Source organism: Paracoccus sp. NBH48 (genome assembly GCF_015390265.1).
Classification (GTDB): Bacteria; Pseudomonadota; Alphaproteobacteria; order Rhodobacterales; family Rhodobacteraceae; genus Paracoccus; species Paracoccus marcusii.
Window position 1 is genome coordinate 57,501 of the sequence record NZ_VUOJ01000004.1, and the last position, 17,736, is coordinate 75,236.

A 17,736-nucleotide genomic window follows, 5' to 3' on the forward strand; every position below is an offset into this window, starting at 1 on the left:
TGGTCGGTCGACAGCGGGGACGGGCGTGCATCGATCGTCTGCGCGCGGACAAGTCCGGGCAGGGCCACGGCGGCGGCCCCTGCGGCCATGAATTTTCGACGATCCAGAAAGATCCTGTGCGGCGTGACGTCAGACCAGTTCAGCTTCATCATGTCCTCCGATCGGGCTGCCCCAACGGGGCGGTACCCTTGCGTTATCGCATGATCCACGCAGGGGGTTGCGCAAATGATGCATCACGTTCGGTTGACTGTTCGCTGCAGGGCGCCTGTTCGTTACAGGCGCGGCGCGATTTATTCGACGCGCTCGATCTCGGCCAGGAAGGCGTCGGCGAACCGCTCCATGCGCGGCGCGTCCAGGTGGCGCGCCAGTCCATCGACGCCGGCGGGGCGGCTTTCCGCGATGCGCTTGATCTGGGCGGTCGAACAGGACAGCGGCTTGTCGGTGCCGTCGGGGCCGCGCTGCAGGTCCAGCTGCACGGCCATCAGCCGGTCGAACAGCGCGCCTTCGGGACGCCCGGCCAGCGCGCGCCGTGCCGGGTGCATCTCGGGCTGCGACCCCGCGATGACCTCCAGGAAGGCGCGGCCAAAGCTGTCCAGCTTCTTTGCCCCCACGCCGCCGACCCGCGCCATCTGGTCCAGGTCTTGCGGCCGCTTCTCGGCCATCTCGATCAGGGTGCGGTCGGGGAAGATGACATAGGCCGGCACGCGCGCCGCCTCGGCCAGGGCGCGCCGCTTGGCCTTCAGCGCGGATAGAAGGGGCTCGTCCTCCTCCGATACCTGGGTGCGCAGGACGTTGGCAGGCTTGGCGCCCTTGGTCGTGTCCTCGCGCAGCGTCACGCTCTCCTCGCCGCGCAGGATCGGATGCGCGGTCTCGGTCAGGTGCAGGGCGCCGTGGCGTTCCGGGTCGGGGCGGCACAGGTCCAGCCCCATCATCTGCCGAAAGATCGCCTGCCACTGCCCGCGCCCGTGTTCGCGCCCCACGCCGAAGGTCGGCAACTGGTCATGGCCGCGCTCGCGGACCTTGTCGGTGGTAGTCCCGGTCAGGATGTCGATCAGGTGGCCGCTGCCGAACCACTCGCCGGTGCGCACCATCGCCGACAGCGCCTTGCGGACCGCCAGCGTGCCGTCAAACAGCTTGGGCGGGGTCTGGCACAGGTCGCAATTGCCGCAGTCGCGGTCCATCTCCTCGCCGAAATAGGCCAGCAGGCGGCGGCGGCGGCATCCCGTGGCCTCGGCCAGGCCCAAAAGCGCGTTAAGACGTGCATGATCGCCAGCCTTGCGGGCGCTGTCGCCCAAACCCTCGTCGATCTGGGTGCGGCGCAGGCGGATGTCGTCGGGACCGTAGAGGGTCAGCGTATCCGCCGGGTCGCCGTCGCGGCCCGCACGCCCGATCTCCTGATAGTATCCTTCGATGGATTTCGGCAGGTCGGCGTGCAGCACCCAACGGATGTCGGGCTTGTCGATGCCCATGCCGAAGGCCACGGTCGCCACGACGATCAGCCCGTCCTCGGTCTGGAACCGCGCCTCGGCCTCGCGCCGGGCCTCGGCCTCCAGCCCCGCGTGATAGGCGATGGCCGGATGCCCCGCCTCGCGCAGCGCCTGCGCCAGGCTTTCGGTCCGCGCGCGGGCGCCGCAATAGATGATGCCCGACTGTCCCCGGCGCGCGGCGGCATAGGCCAGGACCTGGGTGCGGGGGCTGTTCTTGGGCTGGAAGGCCAGCCGGATGTTCGGCCGGTCGAAGCCGCGCAGGAAGGTCACGGGGGCCTGTCCGTCGAACAGGCGGGTGACGATCTCGGCCCGCGTTTCCACGTCCGCAGTGGCGGTGAAGGCCGCCAGCGGCACGTCCAACGCGCGCTTCAGATCGCCGATGCGCAGATAGTCGGGGCGAAAGTCATGGCCCCACTGGCTGACGCAATGCGCCTCGTCCACCGCGATCGCCGTGACGCCCGCCCGGCGCAAGAGGTTCACCGTGCCCCCGGAGGCCAGCCGTTCGGGCGCCATGTACAGCACCTTCAGCCGCCCGTCGGCGATGGCCGAAAACACCGCGTCGGTCTCGGCCTCGGTATTGCCGCTGGTCAGCGCGCCCGCCTCGACCCCCGCTTCGCGGAGCGCGCGCACCTGATCGCGCATCAGCGCGATCAGCGGAGAGATGACCACCGTCACGCCCTCGCGCATCAGCGCGGGCAACTGGAAGCACAGTGACTTGCCGCCGCCCGTCGGCATGATCGCCAGCACGTCGCGGCCTGCGGCCACCGCCTCGACGATCTCTTGCTGTCCGGGGCGGAAACCGTCGAATCCCCAGACCTGGCGCAGCAGGTCCGTTGACATCACATGCCGTAGAAGAAGCCCGCGTTGTTCGCCAGGGCGCGCTGCGCGATGATGATGATGATGAAGACGACCAGCGGCGCCAGATCCAGCCCGCCGGTATTGGGCAGGATGTTCCGGATCGGGCGATAGATCGGCTCCAGCAACCGGTTCAGACCGTCCCAGATCTGCGCGACCAGCGGCTGGCGCAGGTTCAGCACCTGAAAGTTGATCAGCCAGGACATGATGATGTGCACGATCATGATGAACCACAGGACCTGCAGGATCAGTTGCAGGGCTTCGTACAGGGTTCCCATGGTCGTCTCCTTGGCTGCGCGCGCGTTCGGGCCCTGTATGGCCGCGCGTGTGGCGGGACGCAAGCGGGGCGCGACCGGATGCCGCCGCGTCCGGCTTGACGCCCGCGTGATCGCGGGCCACCCACGGGGCAGAACGAAAGGCCCGCCCCCGAAAGGCCTGCTGACGAAAGGCCCCTCCATGTATCCGCTGATCCGCTTTGCCAAGGAACTGGTCAAGTTCCGCAACGCCCCCGCCCTGGACCCCTTGGGCACGCATGTGTCCACGCACATGTGCTGGCCCTGGGACCTGGACCCCTGGTGGGAGCTGAACAACGGCCGCACCCTGACCCTGTTCGATCTGGGCCGCATCCCGCTGGCGCGGCGGACCGGGCTGGTGCCGGTGCTGCGGGCGAATGGCTGGGGCATCACGGTGGCGGGGAACTCGACTCGCTATCGCCGCCGTGTCCGGGCTTTCGAACGCTTTACCATGATCTCGCGCATGGTGGGCTGGGACGCACGCTTCGTCTATATGGAGCAGTCCATGTGGAAGGGCACTGAATGCTGCAACCAGGTGATGATCCGCTCGGCCGTGACCTCGGCCCAGGGCATCGTCGCCCCCGCCCGCGTCATGGAGGCCCTGGGCCACGCCCCCGACAGCCCGCCCCTGCCCGACTGGATCGCGGCCTGGATCGCGGCGGATGCGACGCGGCCCTGGCCCCCCGTCATCCCGGATGACGCGAAACTTCACTTGCCACTCTGACGGGCTCTGTTCCTTATGGCGGAAAAGCCATGAGGGACGGACATGACGATCGATCGCAGGCGGGTCTGGGGCTGGTGGTTCTTTGACTGGGCCAGCCAGCCCTATCACACGCTGCTGCTGACCTTCGTCTTCTCGATCTACTTCGCCGAGGTCGCGCGCACGCATTTCATCGCCCAGGGGTTGGATGCCGCGCAGGCCGGGGCGCAGGCGCAGACGCTTTGGGGATACGGGCTGGCCATCGCGGGCGCGGTCATCGCGCTGGCCGCCCCGGTCCTGGGCGCCATCGCGGACAGTTCGGGGCGGCGGATGCCCTGGGTCTGGGTGTTCTCGGCATTCTACGTGGTGGGCGCGGCGGGGCTGTGGACCCTGACCCCCGGCCAGCCGCCGCTGATCCAGGCCATCGTCTTGTTCGGCATCGGCCTGATCGGGGTCGAATTCGCCACCATCTTCACCAATGCCATGCTGCCTGCCCTGGCCCCGCGCGACGAGATCGGCCGTTTGTCCGGGTCGGGCTATGCCTTCGGCTATCTGGGCGGAGTGACGGCGCTGGCCGTGATGCTGCTGCTGTTCGCCGAAATGCCCTCGGGGCGCACGCTGCTGGGCATCCCGCCCCTGTTCGGCCTGGACCCCGCGATGCGCGAAGGTACGCGGTTCGTCGGCCCCCTGACGGCGATCTGGTACGCGGTCTTCATGATCCCGTTCTTCCTGTGGGTCCGCGAACCGGGGCCGGGCCGGCCGGTGCAGGTGCGCCGCGCCCTGCGCGACCTGTGGACGCTGATCCGCAGCCTGCGGCATCGGCGCAGCCTGGCGGCGTGGCTGGCATCGTCGATGTTCTCGCGCGACGCGCTGAACGCGCTGTACGGGTTCGGAGGCGTCTATGCGGGGACGGTGCTGGGCTGGCCGGTGTTCCTGGCCGGCGTCTTCGGGGTGGTCAGCGCGATCTCGGCGGCGGTGATCAGCTGGCTGGGCGGGCGCGCGGACCGCGCCTTCGGCCCCCGCGCAGTGATCGTGGCCAGCATCCTGGCGCTGATGGCGGTCTGCATGCTGCTTGTGGGCATGGACCGGACATCCGTGCTGGGCATTGCCACGCCGGATGCGGTCCTGGGCACCCTGCGCCTGCCCGACCTGATCTTCTTTGCCTGCGGGGCGGTGATCGGGGGCGCGGGCGGCGCGCTGCAGGCGGCCAGCCGCACGATGATGGTGCGCCACACCACCCCCGACCGCGCAACCGAGGGTTTCGGGCTTTACGCGCTGTCGGGCAAGGCTACGGCGTTCCTGGCACCCTTCCTGATCGCGCTGACCACCGACCTGACCGGGAATCAGCGCATCGGGTTTCTTCCCCTGATCGTGATCTTTCTTGTCGCGCTGGTTCTGCTAGTGTGGGTGGACCCCGAAGGAGAGACGTCCCCGTGATCCGCAAGACCCTGACCGCCGCCGCCGTCATGATGGGCCTGGCTTTGCCCGCATCGGCCCAATCCCTGGCCAAGGACGTCTTCGGCGCGTTCCGCACGGCGTCGGGCGGGCCGGCCGTGTCGATCGGCAACTATTCCCAAGGTTGCGCGCAGGGTCTGGTGCAGATGCCCGAAAGCGGACCCAGCTGGCAATCCATGCGCCTGTCGCGCAACCGCAACTGGGGCCACCCCGAAATGATCGGCTTTCTGCAGGGCCTGTCGCGGGCGGCGCAGCAGGCCGGGTGGCGGGGCCTCTATATTGGGGACATCAGCCAGCCGCGCGGCGGGCCGATGACCTCGGGCCATGCCAGCCACCAGCTGGGGCTGGATGCCGACATCTGGATGCTGCCGCCCCCGACCCTGGGCCTGTCCCCGCAGCAGCGCGAGAACCTGTCATCCGTGTCGGTCGTCGCGAATGGCGGCACGGCGCTGTCGGGCAACTGGACAGGCGGGCACATGTCGATCATGCGCGCCGCCGCGCGCGATCCCCGCGTCGAACGCATCTTCGTCGATCCCGTCGCCAAGGTCGCCATGTGCCAGATGGAGACCGGCAACCGCGACTGGCTGCGCAAGATCCGCCCCATCAACAACCACGACTTCCATTTCCACGTCCGCATGAACTGCCCTGCCGGGTCGATCTGCCAGACGCCGAACCCGATCCCGGCCGGCGACGGCTGCGCCGAGGCGCAGGAATGGATCAACATCCGCATCGACCCCAGCCGCGCCAAGCCCTCGACCCCGGACCCCAACTATCGCCACCCCCGCACCTATCGGATGAGCGACCTGCCAGCCCAATGTTCGACCGTCGCATCGGCGCCCTGACGCTGGCCCTTGCCGGGTCGATCCTTGCCACCGCGCCTGCCCGTGCAGGCGCGGTTCTTGATTATGTCGGCACCTATATCTGGACGATGGACCAATCGACCTTCGGCGGCTTCTCGGCGATCGACATCAGCCCGGACGGCACCGGGTTCCACGCCCTAACCGACCGGGCGCATCTGTACTGGGGGCGGATCGAACGCGATGCCCAGGGCCTGGTGCGCGGCATGTCCGTCGCCGGGCGCACGAACCTGAAGGACAGCAAGGGCCAGCCCCTGCCCCCCGGCTATACCGGCGACAGCGAAGGCATCGCGGTGGGCCCCGACGGCCGCATCCATGTCAGCTTCGAAGGGCTGGACCGGGTGGCGACCTATGATCACCCCGACGCACCCGCCACCACCCATCCCCGCCCGGACCGCCTGCCCGGCATGGGCGTGAACGTGGGGCTGGAGGCGCTGGCCATCGACGACGACGGCACCCTGTTCGCCGTCCCCGAGCGGTCGGGTTCGGAAACCCAGCCCTTCACCATCCTCTCGTTCGACGGCGCCTGGACGGAATACGGCCAGATCCGCCGCGATCCGCGCTGGCGTGCGGTGGGGGCGGATTTCGGGCCCGACGGCTGGTTCTACCTGCTGGAGCGCGATTTCCGCGGCATCTTGGGCTTTGTCTCGCGCGTGCGGCGGATGCGGCTGGAGCCGGGGGTGATCCAGGACGACCAGATCCTGCTGGAGACGCGGCCCCTGCAATACGACAACTTGGAAGGCATCTCGGTCTGGGATGACGGCGTGGGCATGCGCATCACCATGATCTCGGACGACAACTTCCTGTTCGTCCAGCGGACCGAGATCGTCGAATACCGCCTGCGCGATACCGGCCTGCAGGCGCTGCGGAATTGACAAGACCGCCCGCGCGGGCGTAAGGCGCGCGCTGCCCCACCCGTTCGGGGGGCCGAGTTCTTCCGCAACCTTCGCAAAAAACGGAAACCCACCGATGATCCGCTTTCTGCCCGGCATCCTTGCCATGGCCGCCATTGTCGTGGCCTCGAACGTCCTGGTCCAGTTCACGGTCGCCACCTGGCTGACATGGGGGGCCTTCACCTATCCGCTGGCCTTCCTGGTCACGGACGTCATGAACCGCGTCCACGGCGCCGCCGCCGCGCGCCGCGTGGTGCTGGCAGGGTTCGTGACCGGGGTCGTCTGGTCGCTGATCGCCGCGGGGATGGATGCCACCACGCTGCGAATCGCCATCGCGTCTGGGGCGGCCTTCCTGGCGGCGCAGATGGTCGACGTGCAGGTCTTCGACACGCTGCGCGGCGGGCCCTGGTGGCGGGCGCCGCTGGTCTCGACCCTGCTGGGGTCTGCGCTGGACACGGTGCTGTTCTTCGGAATCGCCTTTGCGGCCGTGCTGCCCGCGGACACCAACACGGGCTGGGCCAACGAGGCGGTTCCGCTGCTTGGCGCAGGACCGCTCAGCCCGCTGTGGGTTTCGCTGGCACTTGCCGACTGGATGGTCAAACTTGGTCTGGCGATACTGGCCCTTGTGCCGTTCCGCATCATCGTCCGCAATTTGTTGGGGCACAGGGCAGAAAGCTGATTGACAGAATTTCGATCTGTGTCAGCCTGTGCCTATACAGCAATCTTTTGAAAGGAGGTGGTCCAGTGTCTAGAGTGATAGTGGAGAGACGTTTCGGAACAGTCGGGGGACCCCGGCCTGAGGGCAGCCCCAAAGGCCACCACCCCTGGTTGGGACCGGACCTGCGTCCGCCCCTAACCGGACCATCTCCTTGGATCTCGCGGGCCGCCTCTTGCTGGGCGGCCCGTTCCTTTTTGCGCACCCGTGTCCGGTTTGTGCCCTCGTGTCCGGCCGTGCAGCCCGGCGCAACGAGAACGGGCGGCCCCGAGGGACCGCCCGCACCGATGTCGTCAGCCTTGCGTCAGGCGCGGACAGGCACCGCGGCCCGGTCGCGATTGGCGCGCATCGCGCCGACCACCACCGCGGCCCAGATCAGCGCCGCCAGCCACCACAGCCCGCCGCCGATCAGCGCCATCCCGATCAGGCCCGCCTGCACCACGTAATACGCCATGGTGATCAGCGTCTTGCGGATGATGTCGCCCTCGCGGTCGGTCAGGCCCACGACGGCGGACGCGGCCACCACGTTGTGCACGCAGACCATGTTGCCCGCAGCGCCGCCCACGGCCTGCAGCACCACCACGATGGTGATCCCCGCAAGATCCAGTCCGATGCCCTGCGCGGCCGAGAACTGGAACAGCGCGAACATCATGTTCGACACGGTGTTCGATCCCGCGATGAACGCGCCCAGCGCGCCCACGATCGGCGCGAACAGAGGCCAGCTGGCACCGGTCGCCGCGGCCATCCCCTCGGCCAGGGTGATCGGCATGGACGCCACGCCCTCCGAGCCCGAGTTGATGAACACCTGCACCATCGGCACCGCCAGCAGCAGCGCGGGCGCCGCGGCCAGCATCGTGCGACCCGAGATCGCCCAGGCCCGGCCGTAATCGCTGCCCCGCATGCGGAACAGCGCGACCGAGATCAGGGATGCGATGATCATCACCGTCCCCGGCGAATAGGCGAACTGCGCGGTCGCGTTGATGCCCGACCCGAACAGGTCGCGCAGCGCCAGCGTGGTGTCCGGCCCGGTCAGCCACGCCTTCAGCGGCGCGATGGTCCGCGTCAGCACCAGCAGCGCCGCGACGATGACATAGGGCATCCAAGCCGTCAGCAGGCCGATGCGGCGGTCATCGGGGCCCAGTTCGGCCTGGTCGGGTTCGATGTTGCCCTGCCAGCCTTCGTCCCACTGGGCGCGTGCCGGAAAGTCGAAGCTGTCGGACGGCATGAACCAACCGGCCCGCGCGGCCGGCACCACGATCATCAGGCCGATCAGCCCGCCCAGCAGGGACGGGAATTCCGGTCCCAGGATGCGCGCGACCAGCAGATAGGGCATCGTGAAGGCCAACCCGGCAAAGATCGCGAACTTCCACGCGCGAAAGCCCTTGGCAAAGCTGCGCTCGGTGCCGAAGAATCGCGTCAGCATGCCGACCATCAGCAGCGGGATCAGCACGCCCACCAGCGCATGGACCAGCGCGACCTGCGCGGCCACCACCGGCACGTATTCTGCCAGGGTCAGGGGCGCGATGGCGCTGGCGACCTCGGGGCTGTTGGACAGGCCGGTGTTGATGCCGACCAGCATCGGCGTGCCGACCGCGCCGAAGGACACCGGCGTCGACTGGATGATCAGCGTGACCATGACCGCGGCCATGGCCGGAAAGCCGATCGCCAGCAGCAGCGGCGCCGCCACGGCGGCCGGCGTGCCGAACCCGGACGCGCCCTCGATCATGGACCCGAACATCCATGCGATGATGATCGCCTGGATGCGCCGGTCGGGCGAGATGTCCATGAACCCGCGCCGGATCGTGCGGATCGCCCCCGATTCCTGCACCGTGTACAACAGCAGGATCGCCCCGAACACGATGTAGAGCAGCGTCACCGCCGTCACCAGCCCGTTGACCGTGGCCCCCGCGACCCGCGCCAGCGGCGCCCCCCACAGGAACAGTGCCAGAAGCACCGTGACCACATAGGCGGTCATCATCGACAGCTTGGCCGACCGTCGCATGACGACCAGCAACACAAACACCACCGCGACGGGCAAGGCCGCGGCAATGAACATTATTCCCTGTGACACCCCAACTCCTCCTCGAATTGTCCGCATCATTCGGGACAGGTTCACAGCGGAAAGCAAGAAAAAACCGGTCTGGAAACCAGACCGGTTGCGCAAACGGTGTCGGAACGGTGCGTCAGTCGCGGCGGATCGCGATGGCGATGCCCTGGCCGCCGCCGATGCACATGGTGATCAGCGCGGTGCGCCCGCCCGTGCGCTCCAACTCGTGGATGGCCTTGACCATCAGGATCGCGCCGGTGGCGCCGACCGGATGGCCCAGGGCGATGGCGCCGCCATTGGGGTTCACGCGGGCAGGGTCCAGACCCAGGCCCTTGTTCACCGCCAGGGCCTGGGCGGCAAAGGCCTCGTTCGATTCGATCACGTCGAAATCGCCGGCCTTCAGCCCGGTGCGGGCCATCAGCGCCTCGACCGCCGGGACCGGGCCGATGCCCATGACCTCGGGGCGCACGCCGGCCACGGCATAGCCCAGGATGCGCGCCCGCGGGGTCAGGCCCGCGCGTTCGGCGGCATCCGCCCGCGCCAGGACCAAGGCCGCGGCACCGTCGTTGATGCCGCTGGCATTGCCCGCGGTCACGCTGCCGCCCTTCTGGAACACGGCCTTCAGGCCCGCCAGCTTCTCCAGGCTGGTGTCCTTGGGGTGCTCGTCCGTGTCGAAGGCCACCATGCCCTTGCGCGACTTGACCTCGACCGGGACGATCTGGTCCTTGAAATGGCCCGCCGCGATCGCCGCCGCGGCGCGACGCTGCGATTCCATCGCGAATGCGTCCTGCTGTTCGCGGGTGATGTCATGTTCGGCGGCCACGTTCTCCGCCGTGACGCCCATGTGGCCCGTGCCCATCGGGCAGGTCAGCGCGCCGGTCATCATGTCCAGCATGACCTGGTCCCCCATCTTGGCCCCGAACCGCGCCGAGGGCACGACATAGGGCGACCGGCTCATGCTCTCGGCGCCGCCCGCGACCGCGAAATCGGCGTCGCCCAGCATCAGCGCCTGCGCGGCCGACACGATGGCCTGCGCGCCCGACCCGCACAGGCGGTTCACGTTCATCGCGGGCGTGGTATGCGGGATGCCCGCCTCAAGCATGGCGACGCGGGACAGGTACATGTCGCGGGGTTCGGTGTTGATCACATGGCCGAAGACCACCTGCCCGATCCGGTCGGGGGCGACGCCCGCGCGATCCAGCGCGGCGCGGGTGACGGTGGCGGCCAGCTGAATCGGCGGAACCGCGGCCAGGCTGCCCCCGAAGGTGCCGATGGCGGTGCGCGCGCCGGACAGGATGACGATATCGGATGCGGACATGGGTGGGCCTCCTCTTGCCTTTGGCGACAGTCTGGGCGCGCTGCCCGCGTCCCGCAACCGTGCCGTCGCGGCAAATTGGCATGCCTCCGCGCAAGGCGCTATGTTGCGCAGGAATAACGAGAGAGATCCCATGACCCAGACCGGCCCCCGGCTGCGCATCAAGCTGCGCCTGGAATACGACTCGCCCCTGATCCTGGGGCCGGGCAAGGCCGAGCTGCTGGCGCGGATCGGGCGGCTCGGCTCGATCTCGGCCGCCGCGCGCGAGATGGGGATGAGCTACAAGCGCGCCTGGACCCTGGTCGAGGAGATGAACACCGCCTTTGCCGACCCCGTCATCGACAGCGCGCGCGGCGGGGCGGGGGGCGGCGGCGCGACCGTCACCCCCACCGGACAGCAGGTCCTGGCCCATTACCGGGCGCTGGAATCGCTGTTGCTGGATGCGGGGCCGCGGATCTGATGGCGCTGAACGCCCTGCTGCGGCCCGAGGGATCGGGCTGATCCATCGGCCGGTCCCTGCCCCGCTTCCGGCTTTGTGATTTCACAGGCGGGTGAATTTGCGTAGACTGTCCGCAAAAACAAGAGAACGAGGGCAGGATGAACAGGCTACTGAAGCTGGCCATTGTCGGGCTGGTCGCCTCATGCGGGGGCGGCGGGAACTTCAGCGCGCCGCGGCAGCTGGACAATGCGTGCGCGATCACGTCGGAACGACCCGCCTATCTGCGCGCCATGCGCCAGACCGAACGCAAATGGGGCGTGCCGGTCCATGTGCAGATGGCGACCCTGTACCAGGAATCGAAATTCATCGGCGATGCGCGCACCCCGCATCAATACGCGCTTGGCGTCATTCCATTGGCCGCCAAAGCAGCGCCTTCGGCTATTCCCAGGCCCTGGACGGCACCTGGGAGGAGTACCAGCGCGAGACCGGCAACCGTCGTGCCCGGCGCGACAGCATCCGCGACGCGACCGATTTCATGGGCTGGTACATGCATGGCAGCCAGCAGCGTCTTGGCCTGTCCAAGAACGACGCCGCGTCGCAGTACCTGGCCTATCACGAAGGCCGCAGCGGCTTTGCCCGCGGCAGCTATCGCCAGAAAAGCTGGCTGATGCGCGTGGCCGGATCCGTGGGCCAGCGGTCCGAGATGTACCGCCAGCAGCTGGTCGGCTGCCGCCGCGCTTGACGCGGCGCGGGGGCTGGGGCCTTCTGTCCGTCCAACGGCCAGGAGGATCCCCATGTACCGCGTCATCGGCACCGCCAAGTCCCGCGCCCTGCGCGTCCTGTGGATGCTGGAGGAGCTGGGACAGCCTTACGACCACATTCCCGCCAATCCGCGCAGCGACGGCGTGGCCCAGTTCAACCCGGCGGGCAAGGTTCCGGTCCTGATCGACGACGGTACGCCGATCACCGATTCGACCGCGATCCTGACCTATCTGGCCGATCGCCATGGCGATCTGACCCACCCGGCGGGCACCCTGGACCGGGCACGCCAGGACAGCCTGACCCAGTTCCTGCTGGACGAATTCGACGCGGCGCTGTGGCTGGCCGCGCGCCACAGCTTCATCCTGCCCGAGGAGATGCGCCTTGGCGCGATCAAGAACACCCTGAGATGGGAATTCGAGGCCAGCCAGAAGACCCTGGTCCACCGCATGTCCGACGGACCCTATCTGATGGGAGAGCGGATGACCGTGCCCGACCTGATCCTGGCGCATTGCCTGGACTGGGCGCTGTCGGCGCGGTTCCCGATCGTCGAACACCGCCTGACCGAATACCTGGACCGCATCCGCCAGCGCCCCGCCTATCAGCGGGCCATGGCACGCTAGAGCCTGCGGGCTGCGGCCTGCCCCGCGCGCAGCCCCGTGGCAAGGCAGGTGGTCAGCAGATAGCCGCCTGTCGGCGCCTCCCAGTCCAGCATTTCTCCGGCGGCAAAGACGCCGGGCAGGGCGCGCAGTTCAAGCTCAGACGTCAGCGCCTCCGACCGGATGCCCCCGGCCGACGAGATCGCCCGGTCCAGCCCCATCGGCCCCGCATGGCAAAGCGGCAGCGCCTTGGCCCGCGCGGCCCAGCCCTCGGCGCTGTCCGGCAGGGGGCGCCCCCATTCCAGCAGCAGGCCGACCCGCGCCGGATCGCCCAGGATGCGGCGCAACCAGTTGCCCAGGCTCAGCTTGCCACGCGGCTGTGCAAAGCGCCGCGCCAGGGACGCGTGGTCCAGGTCGGGGGCCAGATCGACATGGGCCGCCTGCCCGTCGCGGATCGGGGCCGCGACGGCATAGACGCCCCCGCCCTCGATCCCGTCGGGGGTGATGACCCACTCGCCGCGGCTGACGCTGTCGCCTGCGCGGATCGCGACGCCCTTGACCGGCGCGCCGTGCAGCCGCGCCATCGCGGGCGACCAGTCGACACGGAACCCCATGTTGGCCGGACGAAACGGCGCGATGGCGACACCGGCCTCTGCCAGGATCGGCACCCAGGTCGCATCCGACCCCAGCCGCGGCCAACTGGCCCCGCCCAGGGCCAGCACCGTGACGTCGGGCTGCAGCAACCCGGCGACCGTCGGGCGTGTCGAAGGCGAAACCACCGCCCAGCCCGACCCATCGCCAGCGCGACCGCAGCTCGACCCCGCCCGCGCGCAGCCGCGCCAGCCAGGCCCGCAGCAGGGGCGAGGCCTTCATGCCCACCGGAAACACCCGGCCCGTCGATCCCGCAAACAGGGCGATGCCCAGGCCCTGGGCCCAGTCCCACACCGCCTGCGGGCCGAACGCCCCCGCATCGGTCGCCAGATAATCGCGCCCGTCCGACGCGGAGATCTGGGCGCCAAAGGCCGCCAGCGGTTCGTCGCGGGTCAGGTTCAGGCCGGATTTCCCGGCCATCAGGAACTTGCGCGCGGGCGTGGGCATCGCGTCGACCACCACCACCTGACGGCCGGGCGCCATCAGCGCCTCGGCCGCCATCAGCCCGGCAGGTCCGGCCCCGATCACCAGGGCAAGGGTCACCGCCGCCCCCGCGGCTTCATCGCAAGGCGCAGCAGCGCGCGTTCCACCAGCGGCATCTGCGGCGCGCGGCTGGCGGACCGCAGGGTCATGTCGGTCGACAGCAGCAGCGACACCGCCTCCTCCAGCGGGCCCATGCCCCAGCTTTGCGCCTGGCGGGTCATGCGGTCGCGGCGGGGGCCGAAGACGGGTGGGCGCGCGCGTGCCAGCGCCACCCCCGGCCCCGCCGGGTCGGCAGCGGCCAGGTGCAGCGTGCGGAAATGGCGCAGCGCGCCGATGCACAGGGTGACGGGCGCGATCCCCTGCTGTTCGATCCGCCGCATCAGCGGGCCGAAATCGGCCTCGCGGCGTTCGGCGACGGTGTGGATCAGCTCGTCCAGGTCGGCCTCGATCGTGGCGGGCGCCAGCATGGCGATTTCCTCGACCGTCAGGGGGGCGGGGTCCTGGTACTTGTACAGGCCGATCTTCTCGACCGTCTGGCGTAGATCGCCGGGGTCCAGCGCGCGCGCCAGAAGACCCAGTTCGCGCATCGCGTCCCGCGGCACCTCGCGCAGGCCGGCATCCGCCAGCCAGCGGCCGATCTCGTCCTCGGAGGGCGGATCGTCATAGATGGGGGCGGTCACCGCCTGGCCATGCGTCTCGAACAGGCGGCGCAGGGATGACGACTTGGACAGGCCGGCCGCCGTGACCACGATCACCGCATCCCCCTGCCGCCAGCCTGTCAGCGCATCGCGGATCGCGTCGGTGGCCAGGTCGGGTGTGTCCTCGACCACGACCACGCGGGGGCCGGGAAAGAACCCCACCTCGCGCACCGCGTCGATCAGCTGGGCGGGATCCTTCTTCAGGCCCGCGCCGGGCATCCGGATCAGGCGCATCTCCTCGTCGGCCTTCTCGCCGGTCAGGGCGCGCACGACCTCGGCCCGCTTCAACGCCACGCGCATCGCATCCTGCCCATAGATCAGCACCCCCGGCCGCGAGGGGTCGGGGCGGGCCAGATAGCGCGCGATCTCGGCCCCCTTCAGCAACATGGATCAGTCCGGCAGGCCGGATGCGGCCGCCAGCAGGCGCGTGACCACCTGATCGGCCAGCATCAGCGCCAACCGCTCGCGCGCGTCGCCCTCGGCCGCCAAGGTCGAGATCGTGGTCCCGGTGGTGGAATAAGACGTGAAGCTGCTGACGCGTCCCTGGGTGATCATCGCGCCCCCCGGCCCGGTCAGCGCGAAATCGGCGGTGCCGTTCAGCGAATAGCGGGTCGTGACCTCATCGGGCGTGATGGCCTGCGCGACGACGCCCGCGCTGATGCGGTAATCCAGGTCATAGACGGCCGCGTCCTCGGGGCCCAACCGTTTCGGCCAGGCGCCGGTTGAAGACGAAGTCCAGCGGCGTGTCCGGGTCGCGCGGGCGGACCTTGCCGAACAGCTTGCCGCCCCCGCCGCCCGGCCCATAGACCGGCGACAGCCCGCAGGCCGCCAGCCCCGAGACGGCCAGCAGCCCCAGCAGGACCGCGCGGCGATCAGGCGACCACATTGACGATCCGCCCCGGCACCACGATCAGCTTCTTGACCGCCGCCCCGTCCAGGAACCGCAGAACGGTGTCGTCGGCCAGCACCAGCGCCTCGATCTCGGACTTGGGCATGGTCTTGGGAACGGTGATCTCGGCCCGGCGCTTGCCGTTGATCTGGATCGGAAGGGTCACGCTGTCGTCCTCCAGCAGGGCCGGGTCCGCCTTTGGCCAGCCTGCATCGACGACCATGCCCTGCCCGCCCGATTTCGACCAGACCTCTTCGGCCAGGTGCGGCACCATCGGCGCCATCAGCTGGGCCATGATCCGCAGGGCCGCACGGCGCGCCTCGCCCCCGGCCTGCGATTTCGCGACCGCGTTGGCCAGTTCATAGAGTTTCGCGACCGCCTTGTTGAAGGCAAAGCCCTCGATGGCCTTGGTGACATCGGCGATGGCGCGGTGCGCCGTGCGCGTCAGGTCGGCATCGTCGCCCCCTTCGGGAACCTCGTCGGCCAGGCGCCAGACGCGGGACAGGAACTTGAACGCGGCCTCCGCTCCGGCGGCGGTCCATTCGACGTCGCGCTCGGGCGGACTGTCCGACAGCATGAACCAGCGTGGCGGTATCGGCGCCGAAACTTTCGACGATGCTGACCGGATCGACGACGTTCTTCTTGGATTTCGACATCTTCGCGGACGGGATCACCTCGACCGCGGTGCCGTCGGCCAGACGCCCGTCGGTCACGTCCTCGGGCAGGTGATAGACCGGGCGCCCCCGGTCGTCGGTGGTGCGATAGATCTCGTGCGTGACCATGCCTTGCGTGAACAGCGCGTCGAACGGCTCTCGTGCCCTCTCGGGCAGGTGGCCCGTCTTGACCATCGCGCGGGCGAAGAAGCGCGAATAGAGCAGGTGCAGGATCGCGTGTTCGACGCCGCCGATATACTGGTCGACGTTCATCCAGTATTCCGCATCCGCCCGGTCGGTCGGCGTCGCCGCCCCCGGCGAGGTGAAGCGCGCGTAATACCACGACGAATCGACGAACGTGTCCATCGTGTCGGTCTCGCGCCGCGCCGCGCCTCCGCATTTGGGGCAGGTCGCCTGACGCCAGGTCGGGTGGCGATCCAGCGGGTTGCCCGGCACGTCGAAGGTTACGTCCTGCGGCAGCAGCACGGGCAGGTTCGCTTTCGCCTCGGGCACGGTCCCGCAGCTGTCGCAATGCAGGACCGGGATCGGGCAGCCCCAATAGCGCTGGCGCGAGATGCCCCAGTCGCGCAGGCGGAACTTGGTCACGCCCTCGCCGTATCCCGCGCTTTCCGCATGGGCGATGGCGGCGTCGACGGCGGCCTCTCCGGTCTGATCGGCCGCGCCGCTGAAGCCGCGGACATAGGTCACGGGTTCGGTCTTGGCAGGCACGAAGGGCGCATCCGCCACCAGTGCGTCTGCCTGGTCCTGCGTCATGCCGGGCTGACCAAAGGTCGCGCGGATGGGCAGGCCGTACTTGCGCGCGAATTCATGGTCGCGTTCGTCATGCGCCGGGCTGCCGAAGATCGCGCCGGTGCCGTAATCCATCAACACGAAATTCGCGATCCAGATCGGCAGGCGCCAGTCGGGGTCCAGCGGATGCGCGACGGACAGGCCGGTGTCGAAGCCCAGCTTGGGCGCGGTCTCGATGGCTTCCTCGGTCGTGCCGATGCGCTTGCATTCCTCGCGGAAGGCCTCGATCTCAGGGCGGCTGGCCGCCAGCTCCTTGACCAGGGGATGATCCGGCGACAGCGCGACGAAGCTGGCGCCCATCAGCGTGTCGGGACGGGTCGTATAGACCTCGATCGCCTCATGGCCCGTCGGCGCGTCGACCGTGCGGAAGGTGAACTGCAGCCCGCGCGACCGGCCGATCCAGTTGGCCTGCATCAGGCGGACCTTCTCGGGCCAGCCCGTCAGCCCGTCCAGCGCCTCCAGCAGCTCGTCGCTGTAATCGCTGATCTTGAAGAACCACTGCGTCAGCTCGCGCCGTTCCACCGTGGCGCCCGACCGCCAGCCCTTGCCGTCGATCACCTGTTCATTGGCCAGCACGGTCATGTCGACCGGGTCCCAGTTCACCTGCGCCGACTTGCGCGTGATCAGCCCTGCGTCCAGCATGTCCAGGAACAGCGCCTGCTGCTGCGCCACATAGGCGTCGTCGCAGGTCGCGAATTCCCGGCTCCAGTCGATGGACAGGCCCAGAGGCTTCAGCTGCTCGCGCATGGTTGCGATGTTGGCATAGGTCCAGTCACGGGGATGACCGCCCTGCTCCATCGCGGCGTTCTCCGCGGGCATGCCGAAGGCGTCCCAGCCCATCGGGTGCAGCACGCTGAACCCCTGCGCCCGCTTGAACCGCGCGACCACGTCGCCCATCGCATAGTTGCGCACATGGCCCATGTGGATGCGCCCCGACGGATAGGGGAACATCTCCAGCACATAGTATTTCGGGCGCTCGTCGCGGATAGCGGCAAAGGCGTCGGCATCGGCCCAGGCCGTCTGCCAACGGGCTTCGCTTGTCGCGGGATCATAGGGCATGGGGAACCTCGGGCATCATTCGTTGCCCGCAGGGTCTATACGCCCCGCCTGTGCGGGTCCAGATGCGGCCGACCGGACC

At 69.0% G+C, this 17,736-nt stretch carries 15 protein-coding genes and 3 pseudogenes (1 of these 18 cut by a window edge); 8 read left to right on the forward strand and 10 right to left on the reverse strand.

Annotation, left to right across the window (positions count from 1 at the left end; all coding sequences use genetic code 11):
- The 3 genes from msrP to F1642_RS15680 all read right to left on the reverse strand — a co-directional run.
- Positions 1-152 carry the 5' end (the start) of a protein-methionine-sulfoxide reductase catalytic subunit MsrP gene (gene msrP, locus F1642_RS07160; protein WP_194885885.1) on the reverse strand. The gene continues 760 nt to the left of window position 1, outside the view, so 152 of the gene's 912 nt are visible here — the first part of the coding sequence; the start codon lies at positions 150-152; its stop codon lies off the left edge, out of view.
- A gap of 138 nt (positions 153-290) precedes the next feature.
- Entirely contained in the window at positions 291-2,327 is a 2,037-nt protein-coding gene (gene recQ, locus F1642_RS07165) for a DNA helicase RecQ (protein ID WP_255522235.1), read from the reverse strand.
- On the reverse strand, positions 2,327-2,620 hold the full coding sequence (locus tag F1642_RS15680; RefSeq protein ID WP_045983133.1) for a YggT family protein: 294 nt from the start codon (positions 2,618-2,620) through the stop codon (positions 2,327-2,329). Before F1642_RS15680 ends, recQ begins: the two co-directional genes overlap by 1 nt.
- Before the next feature lie 178 nt (positions 2,621-2,798).
- Between F1642_RS15680 and F1642_RS07170 the strand changes: the two genes are divergently transcribed.
- The 5 genes from F1642_RS07170 (at position 2,799) to F1642_RS07190 (ending at position 7,219) form a co-directional block, all read left to right on the forward strand.
- Positions 2,799-3,359, forward strand: a complete 561-nt coding sequence (locus F1642_RS07170; protein ID WP_045983134.1) for an acyl-CoA thioesterase — start codon at positions 2,799-2,801, stop codon at positions 3,357-3,359.
- A gap of 42 nt (positions 3,360-3,401) precedes the next feature.
- Positions 3,402-4,772 (forward strand): MFS transporter, encoded by a 1,371-nt coding sequence (locus F1642_RS07175; RefSeq protein ID WP_194885887.1) that lies wholly within the window; start codon positions 3,402-3,404, stop codon positions 4,770-4,772.
- Complete coding sequence (mepA, locus tag F1642_RS07180; RefSeq protein ID WP_194885888.1) at positions 4,769-5,632, forward strand: penicillin-insensitive murein endopeptidase; 864 nt, start codon at positions 4,769-4,771, stop codon at positions 5,630-5,632. The genes F1642_RS07175 and mepA overlap by 4 nt, the downstream gene beginning before the upstream one ends.
- Positions 5,605-6,522, forward strand: a complete 918-nt coding sequence (locus tag F1642_RS07185; RefSeq protein ID WP_045983137.1) for an esterase-like activity of phytase family protein — start codon at positions 5,605-5,607, stop codon at positions 6,520-6,522. The genes mepA and F1642_RS07185 overlap by 28 nt, the downstream gene beginning before the upstream one ends.
- A 94-nt stretch (positions 6,523-6,616) precedes the next feature.
- On the forward strand, positions 6,617-7,219 hold the full coding sequence (locus F1642_RS07190) for a VUT family protein (protein ID WP_194885889.1): 603 nt from the start codon (positions 6,617-6,619) through the stop codon (positions 7,217-7,219).
- A gap of 340 nt (positions 7,220-7,559) precedes the next feature.
- Here the strand turns inward: F1642_RS07190 and F1642_RS07195 are convergent, their stop codons facing one another.
- Positions 7,560-9,326, reverse strand: a complete 1,767-nt coding sequence (locus tag F1642_RS07195; RefSeq protein WP_217845287.1) for an L-lactate permease — start codon at positions 9,324-9,326, stop codon at positions 7,560-7,562.
- 112 nt (positions 9,327-9,438) lie between these two features.
- Positions 9,439-10,620 (reverse strand): acetyl-CoA C-acyltransferase family protein, encoded by a 1,182-nt coding sequence (locus F1642_RS07200; protein ID WP_194885890.1) that lies wholly within the window; start codon positions 10,618-10,620, stop codon positions 9,439-9,441.
- 130 nt (positions 10,621-10,750) lie between these two features.
- Between F1642_RS07200 and F1642_RS07205 the strand changes: the two genes are divergently transcribed.
- The 3 genes and pseudogenes from F1642_RS07205 (at position 10,751) to F1642_RS07215 (ending at position 12,438) form a co-directional block, all read left to right on the forward strand.
- Positions 10,751-11,077: a winged helix-turn-helix domain-containing protein gene (locus F1642_RS07205; protein ID WP_255522236.1), complete on the forward strand. Its 327-nt coding sequence runs from the start codon at positions 10,751-10,753 to the stop codon at positions 11,075-11,077.
- Positions 11,078-11,214: 137 nt separating this feature from the next.
- Positions 11,215-11,798, forward strand: a pseudogene (locus F1642_RS07210) (lytic transglycosylase).
- 52 nt (positions 11,799-11,850) lie between these two features.
- Positions 11,851-12,438 (forward strand): glutathione S-transferase family protein, encoded by a 588-nt coding sequence (locus F1642_RS07215; protein WP_046000383.1) that lies wholly within the window; start codon positions 11,851-11,853, stop codon positions 12,436-12,438.
- Here F1642_RS07215 and F1642_RS07220 read toward each other — a convergent pair.
- From F1642_RS07220 to leuS, 5 genes and pseudogenes are all read right to left on the reverse strand, one after another.
- Positions 12,435-13,566: pseudogene (locus tag F1642_RS07220) on the reverse strand (TIGR03862 family flavoprotein). The gene F1642_RS07215 and the pseudogene F1642_RS07220 sit on opposite strands and share 4 nt — an antisense overlap.
- A 38-nt stretch (positions 13,567-13,604) precedes the next feature.
- Positions 13,605-14,633, reverse strand: coding sequence for a DNA polymerase III subunit delta (gene holA, locus F1642_RS07225; RefSeq protein ID WP_139599433.1), 1,029 nt, complete (start codon positions 14,631-14,633; stop codon positions 13,605-13,607).
- Between the two features lie 3 nt (positions 14,634-14,636).
- The gene (gene lptE / locus F1642_RS15685) at positions 14,637-14,948 is read right to left on the reverse strand and encodes an LPS assembly lipoprotein LptE (protein ID WP_255522238.1); all 312 of its coding nucleotides are present in this window, start codon (positions 14,946-14,948) and stop codon (positions 14,637-14,639) included.
- Positions 14,920-15,132 (reverse strand): hypothetical protein, encoded by a 213-nt coding sequence (locus F1642_RS15690; RefSeq protein ID WP_255522240.1) that lies wholly within the window; start codon positions 15,130-15,132, stop codon positions 14,920-14,922. Before F1642_RS15690 ends, lptE begins: the two co-directional genes overlap by 29 nt.
- A pseudogene (leuS, locus tag F1642_RS07235) lies at positions 15,119-17,657 on the reverse strand (leucine--tRNA ligase). The gene F1642_RS15690 and the pseudogene leuS overlap by 14 nt, the downstream one beginning before the upstream one ends.
- Positions 17,658-17,736 lie beyond the last annotated feature (79 nt).